This window comes from Mycoplana azooxidifex, from assembly GCF_014196765.1.
Taxonomy (GTDB): Bacteria; Pseudomonadota; Alphaproteobacteria; order Rhizobiales; family Rhizobiaceae; genus Mycoplana; species Mycoplana azooxidifex.
This window is the reverse complement of the sequence record NZ_JACIEE010000003.1, coordinates 244,405-268,480: the sequence shown is the minus strand read 5'-3', so window position 1 is coordinate 268,480 and position 24,076 is coordinate 244,405. Positions and strand designations below refer to the sequence as shown.

The window sequence follows — 24,076 nt, the reverse complement described above, 5'->3', positions numbered from 1 at the left end:
GATCTGGGGTATCCGAAGGTCAGTAATCGACCTGCATGAAGTAGAGCCCTTCCGGCGGCGCCACCGGACCGCAGGCCTTGCGGTCGCGCGCCTCCAGCGCCGTCCGCACGTCGTCCACGCCCCATTTTCCCTCGCCCGCGAGCTTCAGCGTTCCCGCGAAGGAGCGGATCTGGTTGTGCAGGAAGCTCTGCGCCGTGGCGCGGATCTCGATCAGTTCGCCCGTCCGCGTCACGTCCAGCCGGTCGATCGTGCGCACCGGACTGTTGGCCTGGCAATGGGCCGAGCGGAAGGTGGTGAAGTCGTGCTTGCCGACCAGCACTTGGGCCGCTGCATGCATGGCCTCGTGATCCAGCGGCTTGGCCACGAACCAGGCCCGCTTTGCCTCCAGCGCCAGCGGCGCCCGGCGCGAGATGATGCGGTAGAGATAGTGGCGGCGCACGGCCGAGAACCGGGCATCGAAGCCGTCGTCCACCTGCGTCGCCTCCAGGATCACCACGCGCTCGCCGGCTTGCGCGAGGTGTGCGTTCAAGGCGTTTCGCAACGTATGCTCCTGCCATTCCCGCAAAAGATCGGCGTGGGCCACCTGGCCCATGGCATGGACGCCGGAATCGGTCCGTCCGGCGCCGCGGATCGACACCGTCTCCCCGGTCAGGGACAGGATCGCCTTTTCGACGGCGCCCTGCGCGGAAGGCCCGTTCTCCTGTCGCTGCCAGCCGACATAGGGCGTGCCGTCATATTCGATGACGAGGCGATAGCGCGGCATCAGGCGATCACCGTGCCGGCGGCAACGGGCGTGCCGCGCAGGAAGTCGGAAACGTCCATCGGCTTGCCGCCGGCCTTCTGCAGCCGCGTCAGCGATACCGAACCACGTCCGCAGGCAATAGTCAGTCCTTCGCCGCCAAGCACCGTTCCCGGAGCGCCTGAAGCATCGGCAAGCCTCGATCCGAGCACCTTGATGCGTTCCGGCTTGCCTGCGACGGGCAACTCGAACCAGGCGCCGGGGAAGGGCGCGAGCGCGCGGATATGGTTGTGCACGTCTGACGCCGGCCGGCTGAAATCGACGCGCGTCTCGCCCTTGTCGATCTTGGCCGCGTAGACGACGCCGTCCTCTTCCTGCGGGGTCAGCGGCAGCTTGCCGGCCTCAAGGCGCTCCATCGCTTCCGCCATCAGCGTCCCGCCCGCCTGCATCAGCGCGTCGTGCAACTCACCGCCGGTCATGTCCTGCCCGATCGCCACCCGCTGCGTCAGCGCCACCGGGCCGGTGTCCAGCCCCTTGTCCATCTTCATCACCATCATGCCGGTTTCGCTGTCGCCGGCCATGATCGCGCGCTGGATCGGCGCCGCACCCCTCCAGCGCGGCAGGAGCGAGGCGTGGCCGTTGTAGCAGCCGAGCCGGGTGCCGGTCAGGATCGCCTCGGGCAGAAGCAGCCCGTAGGCCACGACGACGGCGACGTCGGCCTCGTGCGCGAGGAAGGCCGTGCGATCCTCCTCGGCTTTGAAGTTCAGCGGCGTGAAGACGGGGATGCCGAGGCTCTCGGCCACCTGGTGCACCGGCGATTTCTGCAGCTCCAGCCCACGCCGCCCGCCCGGCCGCGGCGGCTGCGAATAGGCGGCGACGATGGTATGTCCGGCCTGCGAGAGCGCGTTCAGCGTCGGAACGGAGAATTCCGGCGTACCCATGAAGATGATGCGAAGCGCCATGCGCGAGACTCCCGTCCAGCGCATGGCCCCGGGGTCGGGCCGGTCCCCGGACGGGCGCATGCGCGGATTCAACTGTTAGCTTGCCCCTTCAAACGGGTTTACGAGCTTCAGATCAAGCCCCTCGAAGTCTTTTACGTTTCGCGTGGCCAGCGCTGCGCCATGATGGATGCAGATCGCGGCGATCATGGCGTCGGAAATTGCAATCGGTCGTCCGGTAGCTTCCCGCATGGCCCTCAGCCGTCCCGTCAGCATCGCCGCATCCAGCCGCAGTTCCAGAACCCTGTCGCGAAAAAGGTCGAGCATATCGGCCAATGAGCGCGCGTATCTGTCCGAGCCGGTCCGACGCAGGAACCGCTCGGCGCCGAAGGAGAGTTCCATCACGACGATGTCGCACAGGAAGAGCTCCGTCTCCGCTGTCCGCTGCATCCAGAGTGCGAGGTTGGGATCGGGACGCGCCTTGACGACTTCTGAAATCACGTTGGTGTCGAGAACGATCATTCCGGACTCTCGACCGGGCGTCCGAGGTCCTTCTTACGGTCGGATTCGATCTCGTCCAGGATCTTGCTGAAGTCGTCGTCCGGACCGGTCCACAATGTGATCTGGCGAAGCGCCTCCCAGGCCGACTTTGCTTTCGGCTGTATGTCCTTCCCCTCCCGCTGGAGGCCTTGGTACAACAATTCCTTCGCCTTGTCAGACAGGCTCATGCCCGCACGTTCGGCGGCAAGGGAAAGATCGTGCTTCATCCCATCGGAAATGTTCCGCACAAGCAGGTCGCCCATCGCTATGCCTCCACTATGATATCGATGATATCATAGTGCGATTGCCGCGATTTTTCAACGTCCCGCCGTTCAGATCGCCTTGGCGCCCCGGGTCTTGGCGGCTTTGGTGAACTTGCGGATGACCATGTCGCGCTTCAGCTTGGAGATGTGGTCGATGAAGAGCACGCCGTCGAGGTGGTCGATCTCATGCTGGAGGCAGGTGGCGAGCAGTCCGTCGGCGTCGATCGTCTGCTCCTTGCCCTCACGGTCGAGGAAGCGCACGGAGATTGTGGCCGGGCGCTCCACCTCGGCATAGTAGTCGGGGATCGAAAGGCAGCCTTCCTCGTATACGGACCGGGCGTCGGAGGACGCGACGATCTCGGGATTGATGAAGACCAGCGGGGTTTTCTCGTCGCCGTCCTTGGAGACGTCCAGCACCAGCATCCGCCGCGGCACGCCGATCTGGATCGCCGCCAGCCCGATGCCGGGCGCGTCGTACATCGTATCCAGCATGTCCTCGGCCAGCCGGCGCGTCTCGTCGTTGATGGCTTCCAGCGGCGCGGAGATCTCGCGCAGGATGGGATCGGGGAGAATAATCAGCGGTTTGATCGTCATGTGCCTCAATTAGCCGTTTGTCGGGCGCCTTTCAATTGTCTTGCGTTGCGTTGGGCAGGCGGTTTCGCGGAAGCCGGTTTGTTCACGTTATGATCTGGCGTCCCCGGCAAATGCTGCTATGTTTGCCGCATGAATGCGGAACCATCGCTCCAAAACGCACTGATTCGGCTGGCGGATGCGCTCGTGCGCGAGCCGTCGCTGCAGCTTGCATGCATCGTCGCAGCCCTCGTCATCCTCAGCTGGACGGTCGTCTCGCACCGTGCTGCCAATCGCCAGCGCGAAGCGGCCGTTGTCGCGGAAATGCGGCTTGGCGAGCTTTTGCGGGCGCAAAACGAGATGCAGGGCCGCGTCGCCGCCATGGCCGAGGTCTTCGGCGCGCGACAGGCGGAGACGAACCAGGGGATCAACCAGCGCCTCGACGGGCTGACCCAGCGCCTCGGCCAGTCGATCAGCGAGCAGACGCGCACGACCCACGAGAACCTGCGCCGCCTGCAGGAGCGGCTTGCGGTGATCGATACGGCCCAGGCCAACATCCAGTCGCTGGCCAAGGACGTCGTCGGCCTGCAGGCGATCCTCGCCAACAAGCAGACGCGCGGGGCCTTCGGCCAGGCGCGGATGGAGACGATCGTCGCCGACGGGCTGCCGATCGGCGCCTACGAGTTCCAGGCGCAGCTGGCAAACGGGGTGCGCCCCGACTGCGTGATCCGCATGCCGAACGGGCAGCCGCCGCTGGTGATCGACGCGAAGTTTCCGCTGGAGGCCTGGAACGCCATGGGCGGCGCCGGCACGCCGGAGGCCTCGAAGGCTGCCTCCCAGCAGTTCCGCCGGGACATGGAGGTGCACATCCGCGATATCTCCGAAAAATACCTGCAGCCCGGCGAGACGCAGGACACGGCCTTCCTCTTCGTTCCGTCCGAATCGATCTTCGCCTCGATCCATGAGAGCTTCGAGGGGATCGTCCAGCGCGCCCATCGCGCCCGCATCGTCATCGTCTCTCCCTCGCTGCTTCTCCTGTCGATCCAGGTTCTGCAGGCGCTCCTGAAGGACCAGCGCATGCGCGAGCAGGCGCATGTCATCCAGGGCGAGGTCTTGCGGCTGATGGAGGATCTCGGCCGCCTCGACGATCGCGTCCGCAAGCTGCACGGCCATTTCACCTCGGCGCAGAAGGATGTCGACCAGATCCTGACGTCGACGGAAAAGCTTGCCCGCCGCGGCGCGCGCATCGGCGAGATGGAGTTCGAGGTGCTCACCTCCCAGGGCGCAACAGCGCCATCGCCGCCTGCGACCGAACGTGCGGTCGAAAGCCGCACCGGCCAATTGAAGCTGAGAGTTGTTGACGAGGACTGACGGCCTCGGGCAGTGTCGGTTCCAGCAATACCGGAGGACAGCTGGCCCATGATTACCGTCTTCGGATCCATCAACATGGATCTCATCGCCACGACCGCACGCCTGCCGAGGCCCGGCGAGACCGTGGCCGGGCACAGCTTCACGACCGCAGCCGGCGGCAAGGGGGCCAACCAGGCGCTCGCGGCCAGGCGCGCCGGCGCGACGGTGCGCATGGCGGGCGCGGTCGGCGGCGACAGCTTCGCCGCGGAATCGCTTGTCCTTTTGACCCAGGCGGCAGTGAACCTCGATTTCGTCAAGGTCGCCGACGAGCCGACGGGCACGGCGCATATCATCGTTGCCGACGACGACGGCGAGAACGTCATCGTCGTGGTCCCCGGCGCCAATGGCGACGTGACCGCGGCCGATGCCAAGGCGGCGGTGTCGCAGATGTCCGCCGGCGACGTCCTCATGCTGCAGATGGAAATTCCGCCGGAAGCGGTGGAGGCGGCGCTGGATTCGGCCAGGGCGCGACGCGTAACCTCGGTGATCAACCTCGCACCCTTCACCGCCCATGGCACGAGCCTCGGCGCCAAGGCCGATATCGTCGTGACCAACGAGAGCGAGTTCGAGCTTTTCGCCGGAAAGTCCGGCTTCTCCGACGCCCAGCGCGAGGCGGAGATGCGCGTCATCCACGAGCGGACAGGCCAGACGATCATCGTCACACTCGGCGCAGACGGCGTCATTGCCATGCGCAAGGGCAGCATCTTCCGCGCGCCGGGCCTGAAGATCGAGCCGATCGACACCGTCGGCGCCGGCGACAGTTTCAGTGGTTATCTCGCCGCCTCGCTCGATGCCGGCCTACCCTTTGCCGACTGCCTGCGCCGCGCGGCCGTTGCCGGCTCGCTGGCCTGCACCAAGCGCGGCGCCCAGCCCGCGATCCCGTATGCCGCCGAGGTTGATGCCCGCCTCGGCGGAAACTAGGTCACCATCCTAGGCGCCCGGCGCGCCGGGCGAGGAAGGAGCCGCGATATCGGGTGGCTCCGTCCTAGCCGACCCGCCTCAGACCCGCTCCAGCGCGATCGCAATTCCCTGGCCGACGCCGATGCACATGGTGGCAAGCGCGAGCCGGCGGCCTGTCAAGTTGATCTCCAGCGCGGCCGTGCCGGCGAGCCGAGCGCCCGACATGCCGAGCGGATGGCCGAGGGCGATCGCCCCGCCATTGCGGTTCACGCGGGCGTCGTCGTCGGCGATCCCCAGCTGGCGCAGCGTCGCCAGCCCCTGGCTGGCAAAGGCCTCGTTGAGTTCGATCACGTCGAACCGGTCCTGCGTCAGGCCGAGGCGGGCCATGAGCTTCTGCGAGGCCGGCACCGGGCCGATGCCCATGATGCGCGGCGGCACGCCGGCGCTTGCGCCCCCGAGGATGCGGGCGATCGGCGTCAGCCCGTGCCTGCGGGCGGCCACCTCCGACGCGATCACCAGCGCCGCGGCCCCGTCGTTGACGCCGGACGCGTTGCCGGCCGTGACCGTGCCGCCCTCCGCCCTGAAGGGCGTGCCGAGCCTGGCGAGTGCCTCCATCGTCGTGGCGCGCGGATGCTCGTCCCGTTCGACCGCGATCGGCTCGCCCCTGCGCTGGAGGATCGTCACCGGCGTGATCTCCCGCGCCAGCCGTCCGTTCCCCTGGGCCCCGGCCGCCTTCGCCTGGCTTCGATAGGCGAAGGCATCCTGGTCCTGCCGGCTGATCTTGAAGTCCGAGGCAACGTTCTCGCCGGTCTCGGGCATGGAATCGACGCCATATTGCTTCTTCATCAGCGGATTGACGAAGCGCCAGCCGATTGTCGTGTCATGAATCTCGGCATTGCGGGAAAAGGCCGTCTCCGCCTTGGGCATAACGAACGGCGCCCGGCTCATGCTCTCGACGCCGCCGGCGATCAACAACTCCGCCTCGCCGGCCTTGATGGCGCGGGCAGCAGTGATGACCGCATCCATGCCCGAGCCGCAGAGCCGGTTGATCGTGGTGCCGGGCACGCCGACGGGAAGGCCGGAAAGCAGCGACGACATGCGCGCGACGTTGCGGTTGTCCTCACCCGCCTGGTTGGCGCAGCCGAAGATGACGTCATCGACGGTGTCCCAGTCGACCGATCCGTTGCGCGCCATCAGCGCCTTGAGCGGGATCGCGCCGAGATCGTCGGCGCGGACCGATGAAAGGGCGCCGCCGAAGCGGCCGATGGGCGTGCGGATGTAGTCGCAGATAAAGGCCTCGGCCATGTCTTGTCTCCTCAAAGCTCAGGCACGACGAGATCGGCCACGACACCGTCGACGTGAAGCGTTGCACCGGTCATGGCCTGCAGTTCCGCCAGGGACATGCCCGGCAGCTTTTCGCGCAGCACGAACCGGCCGTCCTTGATGTCGATGACGGCATGGCTCGTATAGACGCGGGTGATGCAGCCGACGCCGGTCAGCGGGAAGGTGCACTTCTCCACCAGCTTCGGGGCGCCGTCCTTGGTCACGTGCTCGGTGATGACGAAGACCTGCCTGGCGCCATGGACCAGGTCCATCGCCCCGCCGACGGCCGGAACGCCCTTGCTGCCCACCCGCCAGTTGGCGAGGTCGCCGTTCTGGGCGACCTGGTAGGCGCCGAGGATGGCGACGTCGAGATGCCCGCCGCGCACCATCGCGAAGCTGTCGGCGTGGTGGAAGAAGGCGGCCCCCGGCTTCAGTGTCACAGCCTTCTTGCCGGCGTTGATCAGGTCCCAGTCCTCCTCGCTCTTCGGCGGTGCCTCGCCGAAGTCGAGGATCCCGTTCTCGGTGTGGAAGATCGCCTGCCGTCCCGACGGCTGGTAGCGCGCCACCATTTCCGGGAATCCGATGCCGAGGTTCACATAGGCGCCGTCCTCGATGTCCTGCGCCGCGCGCCAGGCGATCTGGGCGTTGGAAAGCTTGATGTCTTCACGCGTGTCGACGGTCATGCGTAGGCCACTCCTGCCCGGATGAGCTCTTCTTCCTGCTGCGGATCGGCGACCTCGACGACACGGTCGACGAAGATGCCGGGGGTGACGACGTGCTCGGGATCGATGCCGCCGAGGGGGACGATGCGGGAGACCTGCGCGATCGTCCTTGCCGCCGCCATGCACATCAGCGGATTGAAGTTGCGGGCGGCCTTGTTGTAGGTGAGGTTGCCGTGCACGTCCCCGACATGGGCTTTGACGATGGCGAAATCGGCCTTCAGCCAGCGCTCCTGCACGTATTTGCGGCCGTCGAACTCCGCGATCGGCTTTCCTTCCGCCAGATCCGTGCCGAAGCTCGTCGGCGTGTAGAAGGCCGGGATGCCGGCCCCGCCGGCACGGATGCGCTCGGCCAGCGTGCCCTGCGGAACCAGCTCCAGCTCGATTTCGCCGTCGAGGTACCTGTCCGTAAAGGCGCGCGGATCGGACGAGCGCGGGAAGGAGCAGATCATCTTCCGCACCATGCCGGCGTCGATCATCGCGGCGATGCCGATGCGGCCGTTGCCGGCATTGTTGTTGATCACCGTGAGATCCTTCGGACCTTTGTCGATCAGCGCATGGATGAGATCGATCGGCGCACCGGAGCCGCCGAAGCCGCCGATCATCACCGTCGCACCGTCGCCGATCCCGGCCACGGCTTCCACCAGGTTTCCGATCGTCTTGTCCATCTGGTTCTCCCGCCTGTTGCGCCGTCCGGAGCTGCCTTGGCGCCTCCCGTGTCCCCAGAAATAGAACCGGGCAAGAAAACCGGCAATCATTTTGTGCGATATTTGACTTTTGTTCAAATACCGCACAAAATGAAGCGACGGACAAAAGAGGACACGATGCGGGAAACGGACTTTGTCGGCGGCTTCGCCAAGGGATTGAAGGTGATAGAAGCGTTCGGCGAGGCGCAGCCGCGCCTGACGATATCGGAGGTCGCCCGGGCGACCGGACTGGACCGGGCGACCGCGCGCCGATGCCTCCTTACCCTTTCCGAACTCGGCTACGCGCACTTCGACGGCAAGTTCTTCGAGTTGACGCCGCGCATCCTCAGGCTCGGCCATGCCTATCTGTCGGCCACCCCCCTGCCGCGGCTGGTCCAGCCCCATCTCGATCGGCTCTCGGAGGCGGTGGGGCAGAGCGCGTCGGCCTCGGTCCTCGACGGCACCGACATCGTCTATGTCGCCCGGGCGGCGCAGAAGCGGGTCATGTCGATCAGCCTCGTGCCCGGCTCTCGTCTTCCGGCCTACTGCGCCTCGATGGGGCGCGTGCTGCTGGCGAGCCTGCCCGAGGCGGAGGCGCGTGCCCGGATCATGGCCACCGACCGCAAGGCGAACACCGAGCACACCAGGACCGATCCCGACGAACTGATGGCGGAGCTGGTACGCGTTCGGTCGCAGGGCTTTGCCGTCATCGACCAGGAGCTCGAAATCGGCCTCCGCTCCATCGCGGTGCCGCTGGAAGACGCCCGTGGCCGCGTGGTGGCGGCCCTCAATGTCGGCGCGCCGGCGGCGGCCGTCCCAGTCGAGGAAATGACGTCCCGCTTCCTGCCTGCCATGCGTGAGGTCCAGGCCGCGCTCCGCTCGCTGCTGCAGTAGGCCGCGTTCTTGACAGTCGTCAAATGTCCGTGCTTGCTGCATTGCGGCAAGGAGAGAGACGATGGGCGACGGAAACGAGGCTCCGGAAAGCAAGCTGACGCGGACCAAGCGCAACTGGGCCGAGCAGGGCAAGTTCCTCACCGGCCGCATCGCGCGGCCGCAGTCCGACCGCCTCCCGCCGGGCCAGCATCTGGTCAAGAACTGGCCGGTGCTCGATCTCGGCCAGCAGCCGGTGATCCGGCCGGAGAGCTGGCGGCTCGATATTGTCGGCGAAGCGGAGAACCCGGTCTCGCTCGACTGGCGCGCCTTCCACGCGCTGCCGCAGTCCGACAGACTTTCCGACATCCATTGCGTGACCACCTGGTCACGCTACGACAACCGCTGGCAGGGTGTGGCCACTCGCGACCTGCTTGATCTGGTCATGCCGAAGCCGTCCGCCACCCATGTGATGCTGTCGAGCTACGACGGCTACACCACGAACCTGCCGCTCGCCGATTTCGCCGTCGAGGACGCGTTGCTCGCCACCCACTGGGAGGGCGAGCCGCTGACGGCCGAGCACGGCGGCCCCGTTCGCGTCGTCGTGCCGCATCTCTATTTCTGGAAGAGCGCCAAGTGGGTGAACCGCATCGAGTTCCTCACCGCCGATCGCGCCGGTTTCTGGGAGCGCAACGGCTACCACATGCGCGGTGATCCCTGGGTCGAGGAACGCTACTCGGGCGACTGACCGCCGGCCTGCGCTGCCCGCGTCCGGCGAGTTGGTTCCTTCCGTCCCACCGCTAGAGCCGCCTCGCGGATCGTCTGCATCAGGATCGACTGCGGCAGCGAGGGCACGGCATCGGTACGCATCGTCAGCCCCACCGGCCCCTTCGTCTCGCTGGTATCGACGGCGAGCGCGGCCAGTTGTCCGGTCTCGATGTCGTTCGCCACCACGCCGGCGGAGATGATCCAGACCGCATCGCTCGACCGCACGAAGGCGCGCCCGAACGCGTCCGAGACGGTCTCGATCTGGTTTGGCAGTTCTGCGACGCCGTTTGCGATCAGGAGCCGATCGACGAAGGGACGGATGACGGAACCCTGCGTCGGCATCAGGACGGGAAAGCCGGCGAGACCGGTGAAGACGGATTGGCTGGGGGCCGACAGCGGATGGCCGGTGCGGACGCAGAAGACGACCTGCTCCGAATAGAGATGCTCGAAGGAAAACCCCGTCATCCGCTCGGGCGCCGCCAGCCGCCCGACCACCAGGTCGAGGTCGCCGACGCGCAACTGCTCGAGAAGAACAGCGTTCTCGCCGGTGACGATCTTGATGCGCACGCCTGTCTCCTCTGCCAGAAACAGGCCGATCGCGCGGGGCATGATCCGGCTGGAAACGGTCGGCAGCGCGCCGATGCGGATCGGTGGCGCGTCGCCGTGGAGCGCCTGCGACACCGAATCGAAGCCCTGGCGGAGTGCCGTCAGCGCCGCGCCGGCGTGGCGGAGGAAAACTTCGCCGTAGCGGGTGATCCTGATACCGCGGCCGTCGCGCTCGAACACGGCCACGCCCAGAACCTGCTCCAGTTCACGGATTGTCTTGGTCACGGCGGGCTGGCTGACATGGAGCACGCCTGCGGCCTTCATCACGCTCTTCTGGCGGGCCACCTCGACAAAGGTCTGGAGATGGCGGAACTTGATGCGACTGTCGATCATGGCGCGCCTCGATCATGAATAACCATATGGTTATCAGGTTGCCATGAAATATCATTTTACCTAACCATATCAAGAGACCATTCTGCGACGTCGGGAGGAGACAGCCTTGCAGTTCGCGCGCGTCAACGACATCACGCTCCATCACCAGGTCATCGGCGGCCCGGAAGGCCGGCCGGTGCTCGTCTTCGCCAATTCGCTCGGAACGGACTACCGCATCTGGCGCGACGTCATCGTCCGCCTTGCCGGCGACTTTCCGATGATCCTCTACGACAAGCGCGGCCACGGCCTCTCCGATGTCGGCCAGGCGCCTTATTCGATCGACGACCATGTCAGCGATCTCGCGGGCCTGCTCGAAGTCTATGCGGTCAAGCAGGCCGTCATCGTCGGCCTTTCCGTTGGCGGCCTGATCGCGCAAGGCCTCTATGCGGCCCGGCCGGATCTGGTGAGGGCGCTCGCCCTGTGCGACACCGCCCACAAGATCGGAACCGCCGAGATGTGGGACGCGCGCATCGCCGCCGTCGAGCGCGACGGCATCGAGAGCATCGCCGACAACGTGATGGAGCGCTGGTTCACGCCGGCGTTCCGCCGCCCGGAAAACACCGCCTATCACGGCTACTGGAACATGCTGGTCCGCCAGCCGGCGGTCGGCTATGCCGCGACCTGTGCCGCGATCCGCGATGCCGATTTCACCGCCGCGGCGACCCGCATCGCCGTGCCCACGCTCCTGGTCGTCGGCGACCAGGACGGCTCGACGCCGCCCGACGTCGTGCTTGCGACCGCGAAGCTCATTCCCGGCGCGCGCTACGAGGTCATTCCCGGCGCGGGGCACATTCCCTGCGTCGAGCAGCCCGAGGCGCTGGCGGCGATCCTTCGCGCCTTCATCGAATCGCTCGTGAACGGAGAATAACGGCATGGCAGACGCGCAGGTCGGCTCGGACCGCTATCGCCAGGGCATGGTCACCCGACGCAAGGTGCTGGGCGAGGCTCACGTCGACCGCGCGCAGGCTGCGGCCACCGCCTTCGACCAGCCGTTCCAGGAACTGATCACGGAGGCGGCCTGGGGAGCCGTGTGGTCGCGTCCGGCCTGGACGCTGCGCGAGCGCTCGATGGTGACGATCGCGCTTCTGGCGGCGCTGGGACAGGACGACGAAGTGGCCATGCATGTGCGGGCGACCGCCAATACCGGCGCGACACGCGAGGATGTCTGCGAGGCGCTGCTGCATGTGGCGATCTATGCAGGCGTGCCTGCCGCCAACCATGCGATCAAGATCGCCAAGCGGGTCTTTCAGGAAATGGACGCCGGGAGCGCGGCCGAAGGCCAGACCGGGAGGTAAGCGATGACCGACATTCCGAACCGCAAACCCGAGACGGGCGCCTTCTTTCCGCGCGACCGCAGCCGGCATCCGCCGGCGTTGACGCCGGGATACAAGACCTCCGTGTTGCGCGCGCCGCAGAAGGCGCTGCTGTCGCTCGACGGAACCCTTTCGGAAATCACCGGCCCGGTCTTCGGCCATTCCCTGCTCGGCGAGTTCGACAACGATCTGATCCACAATTTTGCAAAGCCTGGCGACAGCGCCATCGGCGAGCGCATCATCGTCCACGGCCGCGTCCTCGACGAGCGGGGGCGGCCGGTGCCGGGCGCGCTGCTCGAGTTCTGGCAGGCCAATGCCGGCGGACGCTATCGCCACAAGAAGGAAAGCTATCTGGCGCCGCTCGATCCCAATTTTGGCGGTTGCGGTCGCACGATCACCGATGACGACGGCGCCTATGCCTTCCGCACGATCAAGCCAGGCCCCTATCCCTGGCCGAACGGCGTCAACGACTGGCGCCCCGCCCACATCCACTTCTCCGTGTTCGGCCACGGCTTTGCCCAGCGGCTGATCACGCAGATGTATTTCGAGGGGGATCCGATGATCTGGAAATGTCCGATCGTGATGACCATCCCCGATCGTGCCGCGATCGAGCAACTGATCGCACCGCTCGACTGGAACAACACGATCCCGATGGATGCGCGCGCTTACAAATTCGACATCGTGTTGCGCGGCCGCCGCTCCACGCTGTTCGAGAACCGGCTGGAGGGCAACTGAGATGACGCAGCCGCTGGATTATCTCAAGGAAACGCCCTCGCAGACCGCAGGTCCCTACGTCCATATCGGCCTGACCCCGAACGGCTGCGGCATCGAGGGGGTCTATGCAGGCGATCTCGGCGCGGCGATGGTCAACGACCGGACGCTCGGCCAACGCATCACCATCACCGGCCGCGTGCTGGACGGGACGGGAACGCCGCTGAAGGACGCGCTCGTCGAGATCTGGCAGGCCGATGCGGAAGGCCTCTACAACAGCCCGTCCGAATTGCGCGGCACCGCCGATCCGAACTTCACCGGCTGGGGCCGCAGTGCCTGCGACGGCACCACCGGCGAGTTCCGCTTCGAGACGGTCAAGCCCGGGCGCGTCCCCTTCAAGGACGGCCGGAAGATGGCGCCGCATGTCAGTCTCTGGATCGTCGCCCGCGGCATCAATCTCGGCCTCAACACGCGCATGTATTTCGGCGACGAGCAGGCGGCCAATGCCGAGGATCCGGTGTTGATGCGCATCGAGCATCGCGTGCGCTTCCCGACCCTGATCGCGGCCGTGGACGGTTCCGCCTGTCGCTTCGACATCCACCTTCAGGGCGAGAAGGAAACGGTGTTCTTCGACATCTAGCGTGCGGATCCGGGGGCGGCGGGATCCGATGCGATGCGATTGGCCTTGATCGACCGCCGGGTTGCGCCATCTTTACCGCTAGCATCCTCGGTCGTGGGGACGCGCGCATGCCGGCGGCTGAAACGACTTTGCCAGGATGGTAGCGATGACCGTATCTCCGTTCGACCACCCCTATCTGTCCGGCCTCCTGGGCGACGAGGAAATGGCGGAGCTCTTCTCCGCGGCCGCGGAGCTCGAGGCGATGCTCGCCTTCGAGGTGGCGCTGGCGCGCGCCGAGGCCGCGGAAGGCGTCATTCCGCTGTCGGCAGCCGAGGCGATCGCCGAGGCGGCCCACCAGTTTTCGCCGGACGTCGCGGTCCTGCGTCAGGCCACCGCCCGCGACGGCGTCGTGGTGCCGGAATTCGTTCGCCAGTTGCGCCAGGTCGTGGGCGGCGAGGCGGCGGCCCATGTCCATTTCGGCGCCACCAGCCAGGATGTGATCGACAGCGCCCTGATGCTGCGCCTGACCCGCGTCGCCGTCATCCTCAGCCATCGCCTCGGTGCCATCGTCGATGAATTGAACGAGCTCGACGCCCGCCACGGCGGCAGGGTGCTGATGGGACGCACCCGCATGCAGGCGGCGATCGAGATCAGCGTGGCCGATCGCATCGCAGCCTGGAAACAGCCGCTCGAGCGCCATATCGAGGAACTCGGCCTTGCGATCGAGCAGCGGTTTCCGGTCCAGTTCGGCGGTGCCGCCGGCACGCTCGACAGGTTCGACGACCGCGGGCCGGCGCTCCGCACGCTCCTGGCCGATGCGCTCGGCCTTGCCGACGTTGCGCAATGGCATAGCCAGCGCGACCGGATCGCTACGTTTGGGAGTCTTCTGTCCCTGATCACCGGCAGCCTCGGCAAGCTCGGGCAGGACATTGCGCTCATGGCCCAGGACGGCAGTGAGATCGTCCTTTCCGGCGGCGGCGCCTCATCGGCCATGGCACACAAGCACAACCCAGTTTCGGCCGAGGCGCTCGTGACGCTCGCCCGCTTCAACGCCACGGCCCTTGCCGGCCTGCACCAGTCGCTGGTGCATGAACAGGAGCGCTCCGGAAGCGCGTGGACGCTGGAATGGATGCTGCTGCCGCAGATGGCCGTTGCCGCCGGCAGTGCCACGCGGCTCGCAGGCGCCGTCGTGCGGTCGATCGAAGACATAGGCAGCGTTCGCTAGCCCGTCTCGTCTTGCATCGGAAATGCCCGGCGCATCGCCCGTTAGAGGTAGGCTGCCTTCATCGACAGCACCGGCCGGCATCCGTATATTAGGCCTCCCTTATCGTTGGAGGATGGCCGATGGCAACCTATACGGTGTATTTTCCCGGCAGCAAGTATCCCCAGAGCTACAGCCCCGCGATCGCGGGCTTCGACTACAATCCGATGTTCGGCGACCTCGTCGATTTTTCGGAAGCCTCGGTCATAAGCCGCTCGTCCACCGTCTACAGCCTCCAGTTGGACAACGGCCTGAAGCTTCGCCTCGTCGGCTCCGGCTTCGCCTTCGACAAGGACGGCGCGGCGACGGCCGGGACGGTCAGCCGGCTGGAACTGCTGCAATCCGATGGCGTGACCCCTGTCGCCAAGCTCACCGGCCTGAAGCTTTCGCTCGAGGCCCTGGAGAACGCGGCCGACATCTTCGACCCCTGGAACCTGCAGGCCTGGATCCTGAACCGCAACGACACGCTCGACGGATCGTCCGGCAACGACGATCTGGAGGGCTTCGGCGGCAACGACACGATCAACGCCAAGGGCGGCGACGACTTCGTCATCGGCGGCGAGGGCAAGGACAGCTACGATGGCGGCAAGGGCTGGGACAATCTCAGTTTTCAGGATGCCCGCCACAACCCGGACGCCCTTGGCGGCGTCCTCCTCGACGCGGCCGCCGGCACGGTGAGGGATCCCTACGGCAACACGGAGGCGTTCCAGAATTTCGAGACCTTTCGCGGCACCCAGTTCAGGGACATCCTGAAAGGGTCGGCAAGGGACGAGGACTTTCAGGGGGTGGGCGGCCGCGACGCGATCGATGGCCGCGGCGGCTTCGACACGGTCAGCTATCACCGTGACCAGGGCAACGGCGGCAGTGCCAGGGGGGTCACCGTCGACCTCAAGGCCGGCACCGCCATCGACGGGTTCGGCAAGACGGATACGCTGAAAAGCATCGAGGGGGTGCGCGGGACGATCTTTGCCGACAAGCTGACCGGCAGCGCAGGCGACAACTGGCTGCGCGGCGACAGCGGCAACGACACGATCGCGGGTGGTCTCGGCAACGACCAGCTTCGTGGTGATGCAGGCCGGGACTCTTTCGTCTTCAATACCAGGCTCAGCGCCAAGGACAACATCGACGAGATCGAGGATTTCAACGTCGTCGCGGATACGATCAAGCTGGAGAACGCAATCTTCACCAAGCTGACCGGCATCGGCGCGCTCTCGGCGTCCCAGTTCGTGGCCAACGACAGCGGCACCGCCAAGGACAAGGCCGATCGCATCATCTACGAGAAGGACACAGGCAATCTCTACTACGACTGCAACGGCAGCGCCGCCGGCGAGCGCAAGCTCTTCGCGATCGTCGCCGACGAGTTGAAGATCACCGCCGACGACTTCTTCATCATCTGACGAAGCCGCTCGCTGGACCCTGCCCGGATGCCCGCGGCCGCTCGCGCCGGCCGCCTGTCGAAGGCGGCGGCTTCACGCCGCGAAAGCGGTCTCGTAGACGTCCGGCTTGAAGCCGGCCAGCAGCGTTCCGTCGATGTCGAGGATCGGCCGCTTGATCATCGAGGGCTGGGCGAGCATGAGGGCTATGGCCTTCTCCGCATCGAGGCCGGTCTTGTCGGCCTCGGGCAGGGCACGGAACGTGGTACCCGCGCGGTTCAGCACCGTCTCCCAGCCGAGCGCACCGATCCAGCGCCCGAGCGATCCCGCGTCGATGCCTTCGGCCTTGTAGTCGTGGAAGCGGTAGGAAATGCCGCGGCTGTCCAGCCAGGTCCGGGCCTTCTTCATCGTGTCGCAGTTCTTGATGCCGTAGATCGTCACAGCCATGAAGATCGTCCTTTCGATTGCATGTTGCGGCCGCGAGCCGAACTTCCGGTCAGAGGCTCAGGAACTTCTCGACCACGGCGTCGACCTCCGCCGTCTTCAACCCGGCGATGTTGATTCGGGCCGAGCCGGGCATGTAGATGCCGTGGTCGTGGCGAAGCCGCAGCACGTCGGCCTCCTCGAGCGGCAGCAGCGAGAACATGCCTTCCTGCTCCGCCATCGCCGTCAACACCTGCCAGCGACGCGACAGGCCGGCTGCCAGCTTGACGCGGATCGAGGCGACCCGGCGGCGCATTGTCTCCAGTTCGGCCATCCAGTCCGCCTTCAACGCCTCGTCGCCGAGGATCTCGCTGACGATCGCCGCACCGTGGTCCGGCGGCATCGAGTAGTTGGCGCGGGCGATGCTCACGAAATTGGTGCGAACGGATTGCGCCGCATCCTTCGAGGACGCCACCGCATAGACCGCGCCCGTGCGTTCTCGGTAGAGCCCGAAGTTCTTGGAGCAGGAAACGGCCACGAGCGCTTCCGGCACGGCAGCGAGCACCTTGCGCAATCCCGCCGAATCCGCGTCCAGCCCCTTGCCGAACCCCTGGTAGGCGCTGTCGATCAGCGGGATCAGGCCACGCTCGGCAATCAAGGCCGAGAGCGCCGTCCACTGCTCCGACGAAAGCACGCCGCCACTCGGATTGTGGCAGCTCGCATGAAGCAGGACCGCGTCGCCTGCGTTTGCACCCTTGAGTGCCTCCGCCATCTGATCGAACAGGATCGCCTGCGACGGCACGTCGAAGTAGGGGTGCGTTGCGATGGCAAGCCCGGCCGCCTTGAAGATGGCAGGGTGGTTCGGCCAGGTCGGAACGCCGAGCCAGATCCGCTTGACGCCCATGCGGGCCAGAAGGTCGGCGGCGAGCCTGACCGCGCCGGAACCGCCCGGCGTCTGGACGCCGGCGGTCGGGCGCTCCCGTCCTGCTGCCCCGGCGGTCAGTTCCCACAGGCGCTCGACGAAGACGGGGTCGCCCTCGGGGCCGACATAGGACTTGGTCGCCTGGTTCTCCACGAGCCGCCGCTCCGCTGCCTTCACGGCCCGGAAGATCGGCGTCGCGCCCTGTTCGTCGCGATAGACGCCGACGCCGAGGTCGACCTTGCCGGCCCGCGCGTCCGCACGATAGAGGCCGATCAGGGCGAGCAGGGGATCGTCGGGCTGGTGGATGAGCTTGTCGAACATGGCGGACCTCCTCCTGGATCGATGCAGCGGTCGGTGTAGGCGAAAACGCGAGCGATTTCGAGCCCGAACTTCGACGCGGTTATTGTGGGCGGCATGGGAGATTTTCGGGAACCAACCTTTCCGTGAAACGGTTGCAGCAGACCGGCGTGTCGCCTATCTTCGGCGCGCACAGTCGTGCGAGGGAAGGGCCTTTGAGAAAACTGAACGAGAAGGTGGGTGCTGCCGCCCTGTCTGCAATCCGCAATCGGCGCGGGCACAGGCCGTTCTCTGCCAACCGCGACGGCGGCGACACCGTCATCGCCTCCTACAATGTCCACAAGTGCGTCGGCGTCGATCGCAAGTTCGATCCGGAGCGCGTGGCGGAGGTCATCTCCGAGATCGATGCCGATGTGATCGCGATCCAGGAGGCAGACAAGCGCTTCGGCGACCGGTCGGGCCTGCTCGACCTCGTCATGCTCGAGCGCGATTGCGGTCTCGTGCCGGTGCCGATCGCCACGCTGTCCTCGGGCAGCCACGGCTGGCACGGTAACATGCTGATGATCCGCAAGGGCACCGTGCAGACCGTGCGCCAGCTGAAGCTGCCGGGCGTCGAGCCGCGTGGCGCGCTCGTGGTCAATTTCGAGTTTCCCGCCGGCATGCTGCGCGTCGTCGCGGCTCATTTCGGTCTTCTCAAGCGATCGCGGGAACTGCAGGCCAAGGCGGTGCTGGCCTCCGTGGCGCAGGAGGAGGAGATGCCGACGGTGCTGATCGGCGACCTCAACGAATGGCGGGTCGGCCGCAAGTCCTCGCTCTCGCCGCTCTCGCCTGTGTTCGATCCGGTTGCCGGCGCCGTGCCGAGCTTTCCCTCCCGCTTCCCCGTGCTGGCGCTCGACCGGGTTCTCGGCCATCCCCACGATCTCGTGGCCGCGGTGGAGGTGCATGACAGCCCGCTCGCCCGCATTGCTTCCGACCACCTGCCGATCAAGGCGCATATCGACCTGCAGGCGATCTGGGAGCGCTCCTATCGCAGCTATGATCCGGCAAAGAGCAAGGTGGTTTCGTCCTAGGCTGGTGAGACACCTCCGGTTGCCGGGCTTCTAGAGATAGGGCGACCAGAGCCAGGTGATCCGCTCGACCAGCCTGCGCGAGAACGGACGGGCGCGCAGTGCCTGCAATTCCACGGGCTCTGCCGTTTTCAGCACGCGGCCGATCTTCTCCTCGATCTGCGCGGCGAAGAACGTGTCGAACACCTCGATGTCGATCTCGAAGTTCAGCCGCAGCGACCGCGGATCGAGGTTCGAGGAGCCGATATAGGACCAGACGCCGTCGACGACCGTGAGCTTGGAGTGGTTGAACGTTCCGCTCGCCCGCCAGATCCTGCAGCCCGCCTTCAGCAACTGGTCGAACTGCGCGGTCATGGCAAGATCGACGAGCTTGAGGTTGTTGGTGCCCGGCACGACGATGTCGATGTGCACACCCCGCCGTGCCGCGGTCGCGAGCGCGCTGATCAGGTCCCGCTCGGGCAGAAAATAGGGCGACATGATGCGGATGTGGTTCTTGGCAATCGAGATCGCCCCCATCAGCATGCGCTGGTTGGCCTCCAGGTTCCTGTCCGGCCCGGAGGCGACCGCGCGCGCCAGAAGCGACATGTTCGGCGCAGCCACCGGCACCTCCAGATGCCAGGCCTCTCCGTCGAGAGCGCCGCCGCCCGAGAATTGCCAGTCCTCGTAGGCTATGTGAAAGAGGTCGCCGACGACCGGTCCCGTCACGCGGAAGTGCGTGTCTCTGGCGACATTTTCGCCGCAACATTCGGTTGTGAAGGCGGCGCGGATGTTCAGCCCGCCGATAAAGCCGGTGCCGCCGTCGACCACCAGGAGTTTCCGGTGCGTGCGCAGATTGGCGTAGGGCAGCCGCAGGCCCATGACGATGTTGCCGTTGAAGACACGCGCAGAAACGCCCCCCTGGCGCAGCGTCTGCATGATGCTGGGCGTCGAATAGCGCGCCCCGACCGCATCGACCAGCACATGGACCTCGACGCCGCGCGCAACCGCCGCCGAAAGCGCCTCCGCAAAGCGCAGCCCCATGGCGTCGCGATCGAAGATGTAGGTCTCGAGCAGGATGCTGCGCCTGGCGCCATGGATCGCCTCCAGCATGGCGGCATAGGCGGCATCGCCGGTCTCCAGCATCCTTATCGTGTTGCCGGAGGTCATCGAGAACCGGGAGACATTGTCGCCCAGGTGCTTCATCGCCGAAAGCGCACCGCCATAGCGGCTATGCACGGCCTCGTCGGACACGTCGTGGCGCTCGGGATGGTGCCGCCCCTTCCTGGTGATGGCGCCGGCGCGCTGCAGCGTCAGCGTCTTGCGGCGGATGCGGTTGATGCCGACGACATAGTAGAGCACCGCCCCGATGACCGGCGAAAGCAGGATGACGCCGACCCAGCCGATCGCCGCCCGCACCTCGTCCTTGGTCATTGCGGCATGGATGGCAGCCGGCGTGCCGAGCACGACCGAAAGCACGATAAGAACATGTGGCCAATAGGCGGAGAAGGTCTGCAGCATGCCGCTTTCGTCGAGCACCCCTTGATCGTTGAACGGGACTTCCATTCACCTTAGCGCATATCCCGCAAAACGAGTATGGGCTTTCGGAACGGATTGCACGCAGATTCAAGGCTTTACTTCGCCTGGCGGGGAATACCGGCTGCCTGCCGGATTTGTTCAATCCTCGAGCGTGCCGGGCGCGCGGTCGATGCGGATCCGATCCTTGCAGACGATCTTCATCAGGTCGTCGCCGCGGCGGACGAACCGGTCCGAGGTGCGGGTGGCGACCAGCCCGGTTCGCTCGGCGCGCATCTCGTAGATGCCGTCGGCAAACCCCGGGCGGGTGATGATGGTCGCCAGCAGTTCGCCGGCTTCCACGATGTCGCCGATATCCTTGTGAAACAGCACCGTCCCCGGCTCCAGTGCCCGCACCATGTCGATGTTGTCGAGCGGAACCGCCGGCCCCGTGAACGCCAGCTCCGTGAATGCCGGTACCGGCGCCTCGGCACTGCGAACGACGCCGCGGGCGACCAGGAATCGGAACAGACCGTCCGCATCCGCCTTCGCGGTGTCCGGGTAGACGTCGCGCCGCCCGCGCAGCTCGACGGTGACGGCAAGCCTGCCCGGCACCTTGGCGCATTGGCTGTCGTCCTGGCGCTTGAAGGCATGGCCGACCGCCTCCTCGAACGCCGTGCTCTCGCCGTCCGAGAGGAAGACCGCCTGCATCGACAGGGCGGCCGCGAGATCGGCAGCCTCCGGCCAGAACGCCTCGTCGATATAGGCATACTGAACGGATTCGTCGTCGCAATGCAGGTCCAGCACCAGCTCGGCGCCGAGCGCCATGTGCAGCAGTGTCCGCTTCAGTCGCTTTACGGCCGTTTCCCGGTCGAGATCCGCCAGCAGATCGCCGCGCTCGGCGAGCGTGACCAGCGGAAAATCACGGTTGAAATTGGTGCGGTAGGCGAGATCGAACCGGCCCTGCATCTCGCCGAAATGGGCCTGCGCGGCGCCGATCGGGTTCGCCTGCGGAACGATCGTCACATCGCCGGCGAGCGCGCCCTCGGCTTCTGCCTTCCGCAGCCTGTCGCAGAGGAAATGCAGCACCGCCGTGCCCGGCAACTCGTTCGCATGCAGCGCCGCCTGCATATAGACCTTGGGTGCTGAGTCCGTGTCGCCGCGAAAGCGCAGCACGGGCAGTCGCCATTCGATGCCGGGCGTATCCCCGGCAATGGTGATCTCCGAATGCTCCATGTCGTGTCCTCGCCATTCTCCACTGACCGCGGTTTATGCGGATTGCGCGCGATCGGTGCAACCCCGCAATTGGGTCAGGGTCGGCAGAAAACGGGTTGAAATTCGCCCCGGGAAACACGATTTTGGACTGACCGGAAAGGCGAAGGGGAGGCTGCGCCATGGCGGATTCGTCCAGCTACCTGATCTTCGAGACCGCGGGCGGCCCCTGCGGGATCGCCTGGAACGCTGCGGGCGTGACGCGGTTCCAGCTTCCGGGCGAGGATGCCGAGACCACCCGCCGCCTGCTGTTGCGGCGCGCACCCGGTGCTGCGCCAGGCGAGCCGCCGCAATTTGTGGCCGCAGCCGTGGAGGCCGTGCAGCGCTATTTTGCCGGCGAGCCGGCGGACTTCTCCGCAGTACCACTCGATCTTTCCGGACAGGACGATTTCTTCAGGGCGGTCTACGCCGCCGCGCGCAAGGTTCCATGGGGCCGGACCACCACTTATGGCGCGCTCGCCCGCGAACTCGGCGCAGGGCCCGAGGCGGCGCGCGACGTCGGCCAGGCCATGGCGAAGAACCCGGTCGCCCTGATCATTCCGTGTCACCGCGTGCTGGCCGCCGGCGGCAAGGTCGGCGGCTTTTCAGCTCCCGGCGGCGCGACGTCCAAGGTGCGGATGCTGGCCCTGGAAGGCATCTCCTTCGCCCCGCCGGCGCCCGCCCAGCAGTCCTTCGGGTTCTGACGACGCAAAGCCGCCGCAGGTGAAGAATGCCATCCTCGCCGCGCTCCCTTTTGGGCTTACCTGTAGAAGGGGGATGACGAGGCTCGTCATCCCCGATCAGATCAGCCTGCGCTGCTCGGCACCGGCGTGTTGAGCAACTGCTGCTCCCACAGGTAGGCTATACCGCTGCCGGCCAGATGCTCCTTGAGGAGTTCCACGAGTGCGGGAACGGTCTTGGTTCGCGTGTAGTCTCGTTGCCATTCGGCGACAAGTGCAAACCACGTCATCATATTGCAGCCCGCCGCGATCATGCGCTGGATGGCCACCTCATGGGCTTCGACCGACACGCCGCCACAGGCGTCCGTGATGACCGTCACGTCCCAACCTTCGCCGGCCGCCTGAATTGCCGGCATCGCGACGCAGATCTCCGTAAAAAGGCCTGCGATGATGAGTTGCTTGCGCCCCGTAGCCTTGACGGCATCGACAACCTTCTGGTCTTCCCAGGTGTTGATGTACGTCCGGTCGATCACTTCCTGGCCCGGAAAGACATCGGTGATCTGCGGGAAGATGAGGCCGCCCCGGTCGGCGATCACGCTGGTCAGGATGGTCGGCACGCCGAAGGCCTTGGCCGCCTTTGCCAGGCCCGCTGAATTGTTCACCACCATATGCGGGTCATGGCTGTTCAGGTTGGTGAGCTGGTAGGGCTGGTGGTCGATCAGAACGAGTACCGAGTCTTCCGGACGAAGAAGCGAAGCAAGGCCATTACGAAAAGTCATCATTAAATCCTTATGCTGTCGTTTTGAGTAGATTGGTTTGCGGGGAGACATGCGCCGATTGCGACGCTGCCGGGGCAGACATTGTCATTCCCGTTTAAGATGCGGTACCGGTCTTAAGTGCTACGCTGTGTCGCGAAACGGGGAACGCTGATTTGGACATCGAAGAGCTGCAGACATTCGTGGAGGTTGCCGATGCCGGGGGCGTTTCGCCCGCTGCGCGCCGGCTCGGCGTCTCCAAGTCAATCGTCAGCCGGCGGCTCTCCCGGCTCGAAGCGGAACTTGGCGTCCAGCTTCTTGCACGAACCACCCGCGGCGCTGCTCTGACGGAAGCGGGGGTCATGTTCCGAGACTACGCGGCCAGAGCCTGCGCCGAGATCGATGTGGCCCGGGAAACGATCCTGCCCGCCGGTGAGCTTCGCGGTCGCTTGCGCGTAGCCGTGCCGCTTTCCTTCGGGCTGACCCACTTTGCTCCCATGCTCGCGGAAATGGCGCGACGCCACCCGCAGCTCCACATCCACGCCGACTACAGTGATCGCTTCGTCGATCTCATCACGGAGGGTTTTGATTGTGCGATCCGGATCGGCCATCTTCCGGATTCAAACCTGATCGCAAGACGCGTCGGACCGATCTATGGGAGGCTCGTCGCGAGCCCGCACTATATTGAAGCGCACGGTTCCCCTGAGACGCCTGACGAGCTAGCGGCTCATCAGGCCCTCATGCAGGGAACGGAATCCTGGCAACTGACCGATGGCGACAAGATCATCACGGTTCACCCGCGGGGGCGCTTCAAGGCCGACAATGGCACAGCTCTCGTCGCCGCCGCGGTAGCAGGCCTCGGCATCGCCTATCTTCCCGATTGGCTCACCCGTGAACATCGGGCCTCCGGCGCGCTTGTTCCGGTCATGACACGCCATCCGCCGCCTTCGGCAGGCGTACATGTCATCCGCCCGCCAGGTCAGCATCCTGTCCGGAAGGTACGGCTTCTCACCGAATTGCTGATCGAGTTTTGCGAACCCGCTCCTGACCTTGCAGGTGGCGCTCGCTGAAGCACGAACGGCGCTGGGCTGGGCTCATCACGCGAGGCAGCAGTCTGACATGCCCGCAGATCGTTGCATTCTTGGCGGCTACGTCAGAGCCGCCAATCGCCGCCGGCTGCCGTCAACTTGAAGGTCGCCGCCCAGGCGC

At 65.9% G+C, this 24,076-nt stretch carries 27 protein-coding genes; 13 read left to right on the top strand and 14 right to left on the bottom strand.

Translation table 11 applies throughout. The features are described 5' to 3' along the window. Window positions 1-19: 19 nt before the first annotated feature. The 5 genes from truA to def form a co-directional block, all read right to left on the bottom strand. Entirely contained in the window at window positions 20-763 is a 744-nt protein-coding gene (gene truA / locus GGQ64_RS07825) for a tRNA pseudouridine(38-40) synthase TruA (protein WP_183801712.1), read from the bottom strand. After that, window positions 763-1,701, bottom strand: a complete 939-nt coding sequence (fmt, locus tag GGQ64_RS07820; protein ID WP_183801709.1) for a methionyl-tRNA formyltransferase — start codon at window positions 1,699-1,701, stop codon at window positions 763-765. The genes truA and fmt overlap by 1 nt, the downstream gene beginning before the upstream one ends. Window positions 1,702-1,776: 75 nt before the next feature. Then, on the bottom strand, window positions 1,777-2,199 hold the full coding sequence (locus GGQ64_RS07815; RefSeq protein WP_183801706.1) for a type II toxin-antitoxin system VapC family toxin: 423 nt from the start codon (window positions 2,197-2,199) through the stop codon (window positions 1,777-1,779). Then, entirely contained in the window at window positions 2,196-2,480 is a 285-nt protein-coding gene (locus GGQ64_RS07810) for a plasmid stabilization protein (RefSeq protein WP_183801702.1), read from the bottom strand. The genes GGQ64_RS07815 and GGQ64_RS07810 overlap by 4 nt, the downstream gene beginning before the upstream one ends. Before the next feature lie 69 nt (window positions 2,481-2,549). Continuing rightward, on the bottom strand, window positions 2,550-3,074 hold the full coding sequence (gene def, locus GGQ64_RS07805) for a peptide deformylase (RefSeq protein ID WP_183801699.1): 525 nt from the start codon (window positions 3,072-3,074) through the stop codon (window positions 2,550-2,552). Between the two features lie 129 nt (window positions 3,075-3,203). Here def and GGQ64_RS07800 point away from each other — a divergent pair, with 129 nt between their 5' ends. Beyond that, a complete protein-coding gene (locus GGQ64_RS07800; RefSeq protein ID WP_183801696.1) occupies window positions 3,204-4,421 on the top strand; it encodes a DNA recombination protein RmuC in 1,218 nt (405 codons plus the stop codon). Window positions 4,422-4,469: 48 nt separating this feature from the next. After that, entirely contained in the window at window positions 4,470-5,381 is a 912-nt protein-coding gene (locus GGQ64_RS07795) for a ribokinase (RefSeq protein WP_183801693.1), read from the top strand. A gap of 78 nt (window positions 5,382-5,459) precedes the next feature. Here the strand turns inward: GGQ64_RS07795 and pcaF are convergent, their stop codons facing one another. Genes pcaF through GGQ64_RS07780 form a run of 3 tightly spaced genes read right to left on the bottom strand, consistent with a single transcriptional unit; the run spans window position 5,460 to window position 8,070 of the window. Then, window positions 5,460-6,665 carry a 3-oxoadipyl-CoA thiolase gene (gene pcaF, locus GGQ64_RS07790; protein WP_183801690.1) on the bottom strand — a complete coding sequence of 402 codons (1,206 nt, stop codon included), beginning with the start codon at window positions 6,663-6,665 and terminating at the stop codon, window positions 5,460-5,462. A gap of 11 nt (window positions 6,666-6,676) precedes the next feature. Continuing rightward, window positions 6,677-7,366 carry a CoA transferase subunit B gene (locus GGQ64_RS07785; RefSeq protein ID WP_183801687.1) on the bottom strand — a complete coding sequence of 230 codons (690 nt, stop codon included), beginning with the start codon at window positions 7,364-7,366 and terminating at the stop codon, window positions 6,677-6,679. Further along, the gene (locus tag GGQ64_RS07780; RefSeq protein WP_183801684.1) at window positions 7,363-8,070 is read right to left on the bottom strand and encodes a 3-oxoacid CoA-transferase subunit A; all 708 of its coding nucleotides are present in this window, start codon (window positions 8,068-8,070) and stop codon (window positions 7,363-7,365) included. Before GGQ64_RS07780 ends, GGQ64_RS07785 begins: the two co-directional genes overlap by 4 nt. 156 nt (window positions 8,071-8,226) lie before the next feature. Between GGQ64_RS07780 and GGQ64_RS07775 the strand changes: the two genes are divergently transcribed. Next, complete coding sequence (locus tag GGQ64_RS07775; RefSeq protein WP_183801681.1) at window positions 8,227-8,982, top strand: IclR family transcriptional regulator; 756 nt, start codon at window positions 8,227-8,229, stop codon at window positions 8,980-8,982. A 61-nt stretch (window positions 8,983-9,043) separates the two neighbouring features. Next, entirely contained in the window at window positions 9,044-9,706 is a 663-nt protein-coding gene (locus GGQ64_RS07770; RefSeq protein ID WP_183801678.1) for a sulfite oxidase-like oxidoreductase, read from the top strand. Here the strand turns inward: GGQ64_RS07770 and pcaQ are convergent. Then, a complete protein-coding gene (pcaQ, locus tag GGQ64_RS07765; protein ID WP_183801675.1) occupies window positions 9,691-10,665 on the bottom strand; it encodes a pca operon transcription factor PcaQ in 975 nt (324 codons plus the stop codon). The two genes, GGQ64_RS07770 and pcaQ, sit on opposite strands and share 16 nt — an antisense overlap. A gap of 106 nt (window positions 10,666-10,771) precedes the next feature. On the opposite strand from pcaQ, the gene pcaD reads away from it, so the two are divergent. The 6 genes from pcaD (at window position 10,772) to GGQ64_RS07735 (ending at window position 16,005) form a co-directional block, all read left to right on the top strand. Beyond that, the gene (gene pcaD, locus GGQ64_RS07760) at window positions 10,772-11,572 is read left to right on the top strand and encodes a 3-oxoadipate enol-lactonase (RefSeq protein WP_183801672.1); all 801 of its coding nucleotides are present in this window, start codon (window positions 10,772-10,774) and stop codon (window positions 11,570-11,572) included. Between the two features lie 4 nt (window positions 11,573-11,576). Next, window positions 11,577-11,999 (top strand): 4-carboxymuconolactone decarboxylase, encoded by a 423-nt coding sequence (pcaC, locus tag GGQ64_RS07755; protein ID WP_183801669.1) that lies wholly within the window; start codon window positions 11,577-11,579, stop codon window positions 11,997-11,999. Between the two features lie 3 nt (window positions 12,000-12,002). After that, complete coding sequence (gene pcaH / locus GGQ64_RS07750) at window positions 12,003-12,752, top strand: protocatechuate 3,4-dioxygenase subunit beta (protein ID WP_183801666.1); 750 nt, start codon at window positions 12,003-12,005, stop codon at window positions 12,750-12,752. Between the two features lies 1 nt (window position 12,753). Next, window positions 12,754-13,368 (top strand): protocatechuate 3,4-dioxygenase subunit alpha, encoded by a 615-nt coding sequence (gene pcaG / locus GGQ64_RS07745; RefSeq protein WP_183801663.1) that lies wholly within the window; start codon window positions 12,754-12,756, stop codon window positions 13,366-13,368. A gap of 145 nt (window positions 13,369-13,513) precedes the next feature. Beyond that, window positions 13,514-14,572: a 3-carboxy-cis,cis-muconate cycloisomerase gene (locus GGQ64_RS07740; protein ID WP_183801660.1), complete on the top strand. Its 1,059-nt coding sequence runs from the start codon at window positions 13,514-13,516 to the stop codon at window positions 14,570-14,572. Between the two features lie 119 nt (window positions 14,573-14,691). Next, the gene (locus tag GGQ64_RS07735) at window positions 14,692-16,005 is read left to right on the top strand and encodes a calcium-binding protein (protein WP_183801657.1); all 1,314 of its coding nucleotides are present in this window, start codon (window positions 14,692-14,694) and stop codon (window positions 16,003-16,005) included. A gap of 72 nt (window positions 16,006-16,077) precedes the next feature. On the opposite strand, the gene GGQ64_RS07730 is transcribed toward GGQ64_RS07735, so the two are convergent. Next, on the bottom strand, window positions 16,078-16,428 hold the full coding sequence (locus GGQ64_RS07730) for an ArsC family reductase (RefSeq protein ID WP_183801654.1): 351 nt from the start codon (window positions 16,426-16,428) through the stop codon (window positions 16,078-16,080). Between the two features lie 49 nt (window positions 16,429-16,477). Beyond that, window positions 16,478-17,647 (bottom strand): amino acid aminotransferase, encoded by a 1,170-nt coding sequence (locus GGQ64_RS07725; RefSeq protein WP_183801651.1) that lies wholly within the window; start codon window positions 17,645-17,647, stop codon window positions 16,478-16,480. Window positions 17,648-17,838: 191 nt separating this feature from the next. Between GGQ64_RS07725 and GGQ64_RS07720 the strand changes: the two genes are divergently transcribed. Next, window positions 17,839-18,693, top strand: a complete 855-nt coding sequence (locus tag GGQ64_RS07720) for an endonuclease/exonuclease/phosphatase family protein (RefSeq protein ID WP_183801648.1) — start codon at window positions 17,839-17,841, stop codon at window positions 18,691-18,693. A gap of 30 nt (window positions 18,694-18,723) precedes the next feature. On the opposite strand, the gene GGQ64_RS07715 is transcribed toward GGQ64_RS07720, so the two are convergent. Further along, entirely contained in the window at window positions 18,724-20,187 is a 1,464-nt protein-coding gene (locus GGQ64_RS07715; RefSeq protein ID WP_183802593.1) for a phospholipase D-like domain-containing protein, read from the bottom strand. Window positions 20,188-20,343: 156 nt separating this feature from the next. Further along, a complete protein-coding gene (locus GGQ64_RS07710; protein WP_183801647.1) occupies window positions 20,344-21,417 on the bottom strand; it encodes a M14 family metallopeptidase in 1,074 nt (357 codons plus the stop codon). A gap of 158 nt (window positions 21,418-21,575) precedes the next feature. Between GGQ64_RS07710 and GGQ64_RS07705 the strand changes: the two genes are divergently transcribed. Beyond that, a complete protein-coding gene (locus tag GGQ64_RS07705) occupies window positions 21,576-22,136 on the top strand; it encodes a methylated-DNA--[protein]-cysteine S-methyltransferase (protein WP_183801644.1) in 561 nt (186 codons plus the stop codon). 101 nt (window positions 22,137-22,237) lie between these two features. Here GGQ64_RS07705 and GGQ64_RS07700 read toward each other — a convergent pair whose 3' ends face one another. Then, the gene (locus tag GGQ64_RS07700) at window positions 22,238-22,891 is read right to left on the bottom strand and encodes a hydrolase (protein ID WP_183801641.1); all 654 of its coding nucleotides are present in this window, start codon (window positions 22,889-22,891) and stop codon (window positions 22,238-22,240) included. A 152-nt stretch (window positions 22,892-23,043) separates the two neighbouring features. On the opposite strand from GGQ64_RS07700, the gene GGQ64_RS07695 reads away from it, so the two are divergent. Beyond that, the gene (locus tag GGQ64_RS07695; RefSeq protein WP_183801638.1) at window positions 23,044-23,937 is read left to right on the top strand and encodes a LysR family transcriptional regulator; all 894 of its coding nucleotides are present in this window, start codon (window positions 23,044-23,046) and stop codon (window positions 23,935-23,937) included. Window positions 23,938-24,076: the final 139 nt, after the last annotated feature.

Coding starts and splice junctions, on each gene's coding strand:
- truA (WP_183801712.1), bottom strand. CDS start 763: ATGCCGCGCTATCGCCTCGTCATCGAATATGACGGCACGCCCTATGTC.
- GGQ64_RS07780 (WP_183801684.1), bottom strand. CDS start 8,070: ATGGACAAGACGATCGGAAACCTGGTGGAAGCCGTGGCCGGGATCGGC.
- GGQ64_RS07730 (WP_183801654.1), bottom strand. CDS start 16,428: ATGGCTGTGACGATCTACGGCATCAAGAACTGCGACACGATGAAGAAG.
- GGQ64_RS07700 (WP_183801641.1), bottom strand. CDS start 22,891: ATGACTTTTCGTAATGGCCTTGCTTCGCTTCTTCGTCCGGAAGACTCG.
- GGQ64_RS07705 (WP_183801644.1), top strand. CDS start 21,576: ATGGCGGATTCGTCCAGCTACCTGATCTTCGAGACCGCGGGCGGCCCC.
- pcaF (WP_183801690.1), bottom strand. CDS start 6,665: ATGGCCGAGGCCTTTATCTGCGACTACATCCGCACGCCCATCGGCCGC.
- pcaG (WP_183801663.1), top strand. CDS start 12,754: ATGACGCAGCCGCTGGATTATCTCAAGGAAACGCCCTCGCAGACCGCA.
- GGQ64_RS07770 (WP_183801678.1), top strand. CDS start 9,044: ATGGGCGACGGAAACGAGGCTCCGGAAAGCAAGCTGACGCGGACCAAG.
- def (WP_183801699.1), bottom strand. CDS start 3,074: ATGACGATCAAACCGCTGATTATTCTCCCCGATCCCATCCTGCGCGAG.
- pcaH (WP_183801666.1), top strand. CDS start 12,003: ATGACCGACATTCCGAACCGCAAACCCGAGACGGGCGCCTTCTTTCCG.
- GGQ64_RS07795 (WP_183801693.1), top strand. CDS start 4,470: ATGATTACCGTCTTCGGATCCATCAACATGGATCTCATCGCCACGACC.
- GGQ64_RS07810 (WP_183801702.1), bottom strand. CDS start 2,480: ATGGGCGACCTGCTTGTGCGGAACATTTCCGATGGGATGAAGCACGAT.
- GGQ64_RS07725 (WP_183801651.1), bottom strand. CDS start 17,647: ATGTTCGACAAGCTCATCCACCAGCCCGACGATCCCCTGCTCGCCCTG.
- pcaC (WP_183801669.1), top strand. CDS start 11,577: ATGGCAGACGCGCAGGTCGGCTCGGACCGCTATCGCCAGGGCATGGTC.
- GGQ64_RS07800 (WP_183801696.1), top strand. CDS start 3,204: ATGAATGCGGAACCATCGCTCCAAAACGCACTGATTCGGCTGGCGGAT.
- GGQ64_RS07775 (WP_183801681.1), top strand. CDS start 8,227: ATGCGGGAAACGGACTTTGTCGGCGGCTTCGCCAAGGGATTGAAGGTG.
- GGQ64_RS07815 (WP_183801706.1), bottom strand. CDS start 2,199: ATGATCGTTCTCGACACCAACGTGATTTCAGAAGTCGTCAAGGCGCGT.
- GGQ64_RS07740 (WP_183801660.1), top strand. CDS start 13,514: ATGACCGTATCTCCGTTCGACCACCCCTATCTGTCCGGCCTCCTGGGC.
- GGQ64_RS07715 (WP_183802593.1), bottom strand. CDS start 20,187: ATGCTGCAGACCTTCTCCGCCTATTGGCCACATGTTCTTATCGTGCTT.
- fmt (WP_183801709.1), bottom strand. CDS start 1,701: ATGGCGCTTCGCATCATCTTCATGGGTACGCCGGAATTCTCCGTTCCG.
- GGQ64_RS07785 (WP_183801687.1), bottom strand. CDS start 7,366: ATGACCGTCGACACGCGTGAAGACATCAAGCTTTCCAACGCCCAGATC.
- GGQ64_RS07735 (WP_183801657.1), top strand. CDS start 14,692: ATGGCAACCTATACGGTGTATTTTCCCGGCAGCAAGTATCCCCAGAGC.
- GGQ64_RS07710 (WP_183801647.1), bottom strand. CDS start 21,417: ATGGAGCATTCGGAGATCACCATTGCCGGGGATACGCCCGGCATCGAA.
- pcaQ (WP_183801675.1), bottom strand. CDS start 10,665: ATGATCGACAGTCGCATCAAGTTCCGCCATCTCCAGACCTTTGTCGAG.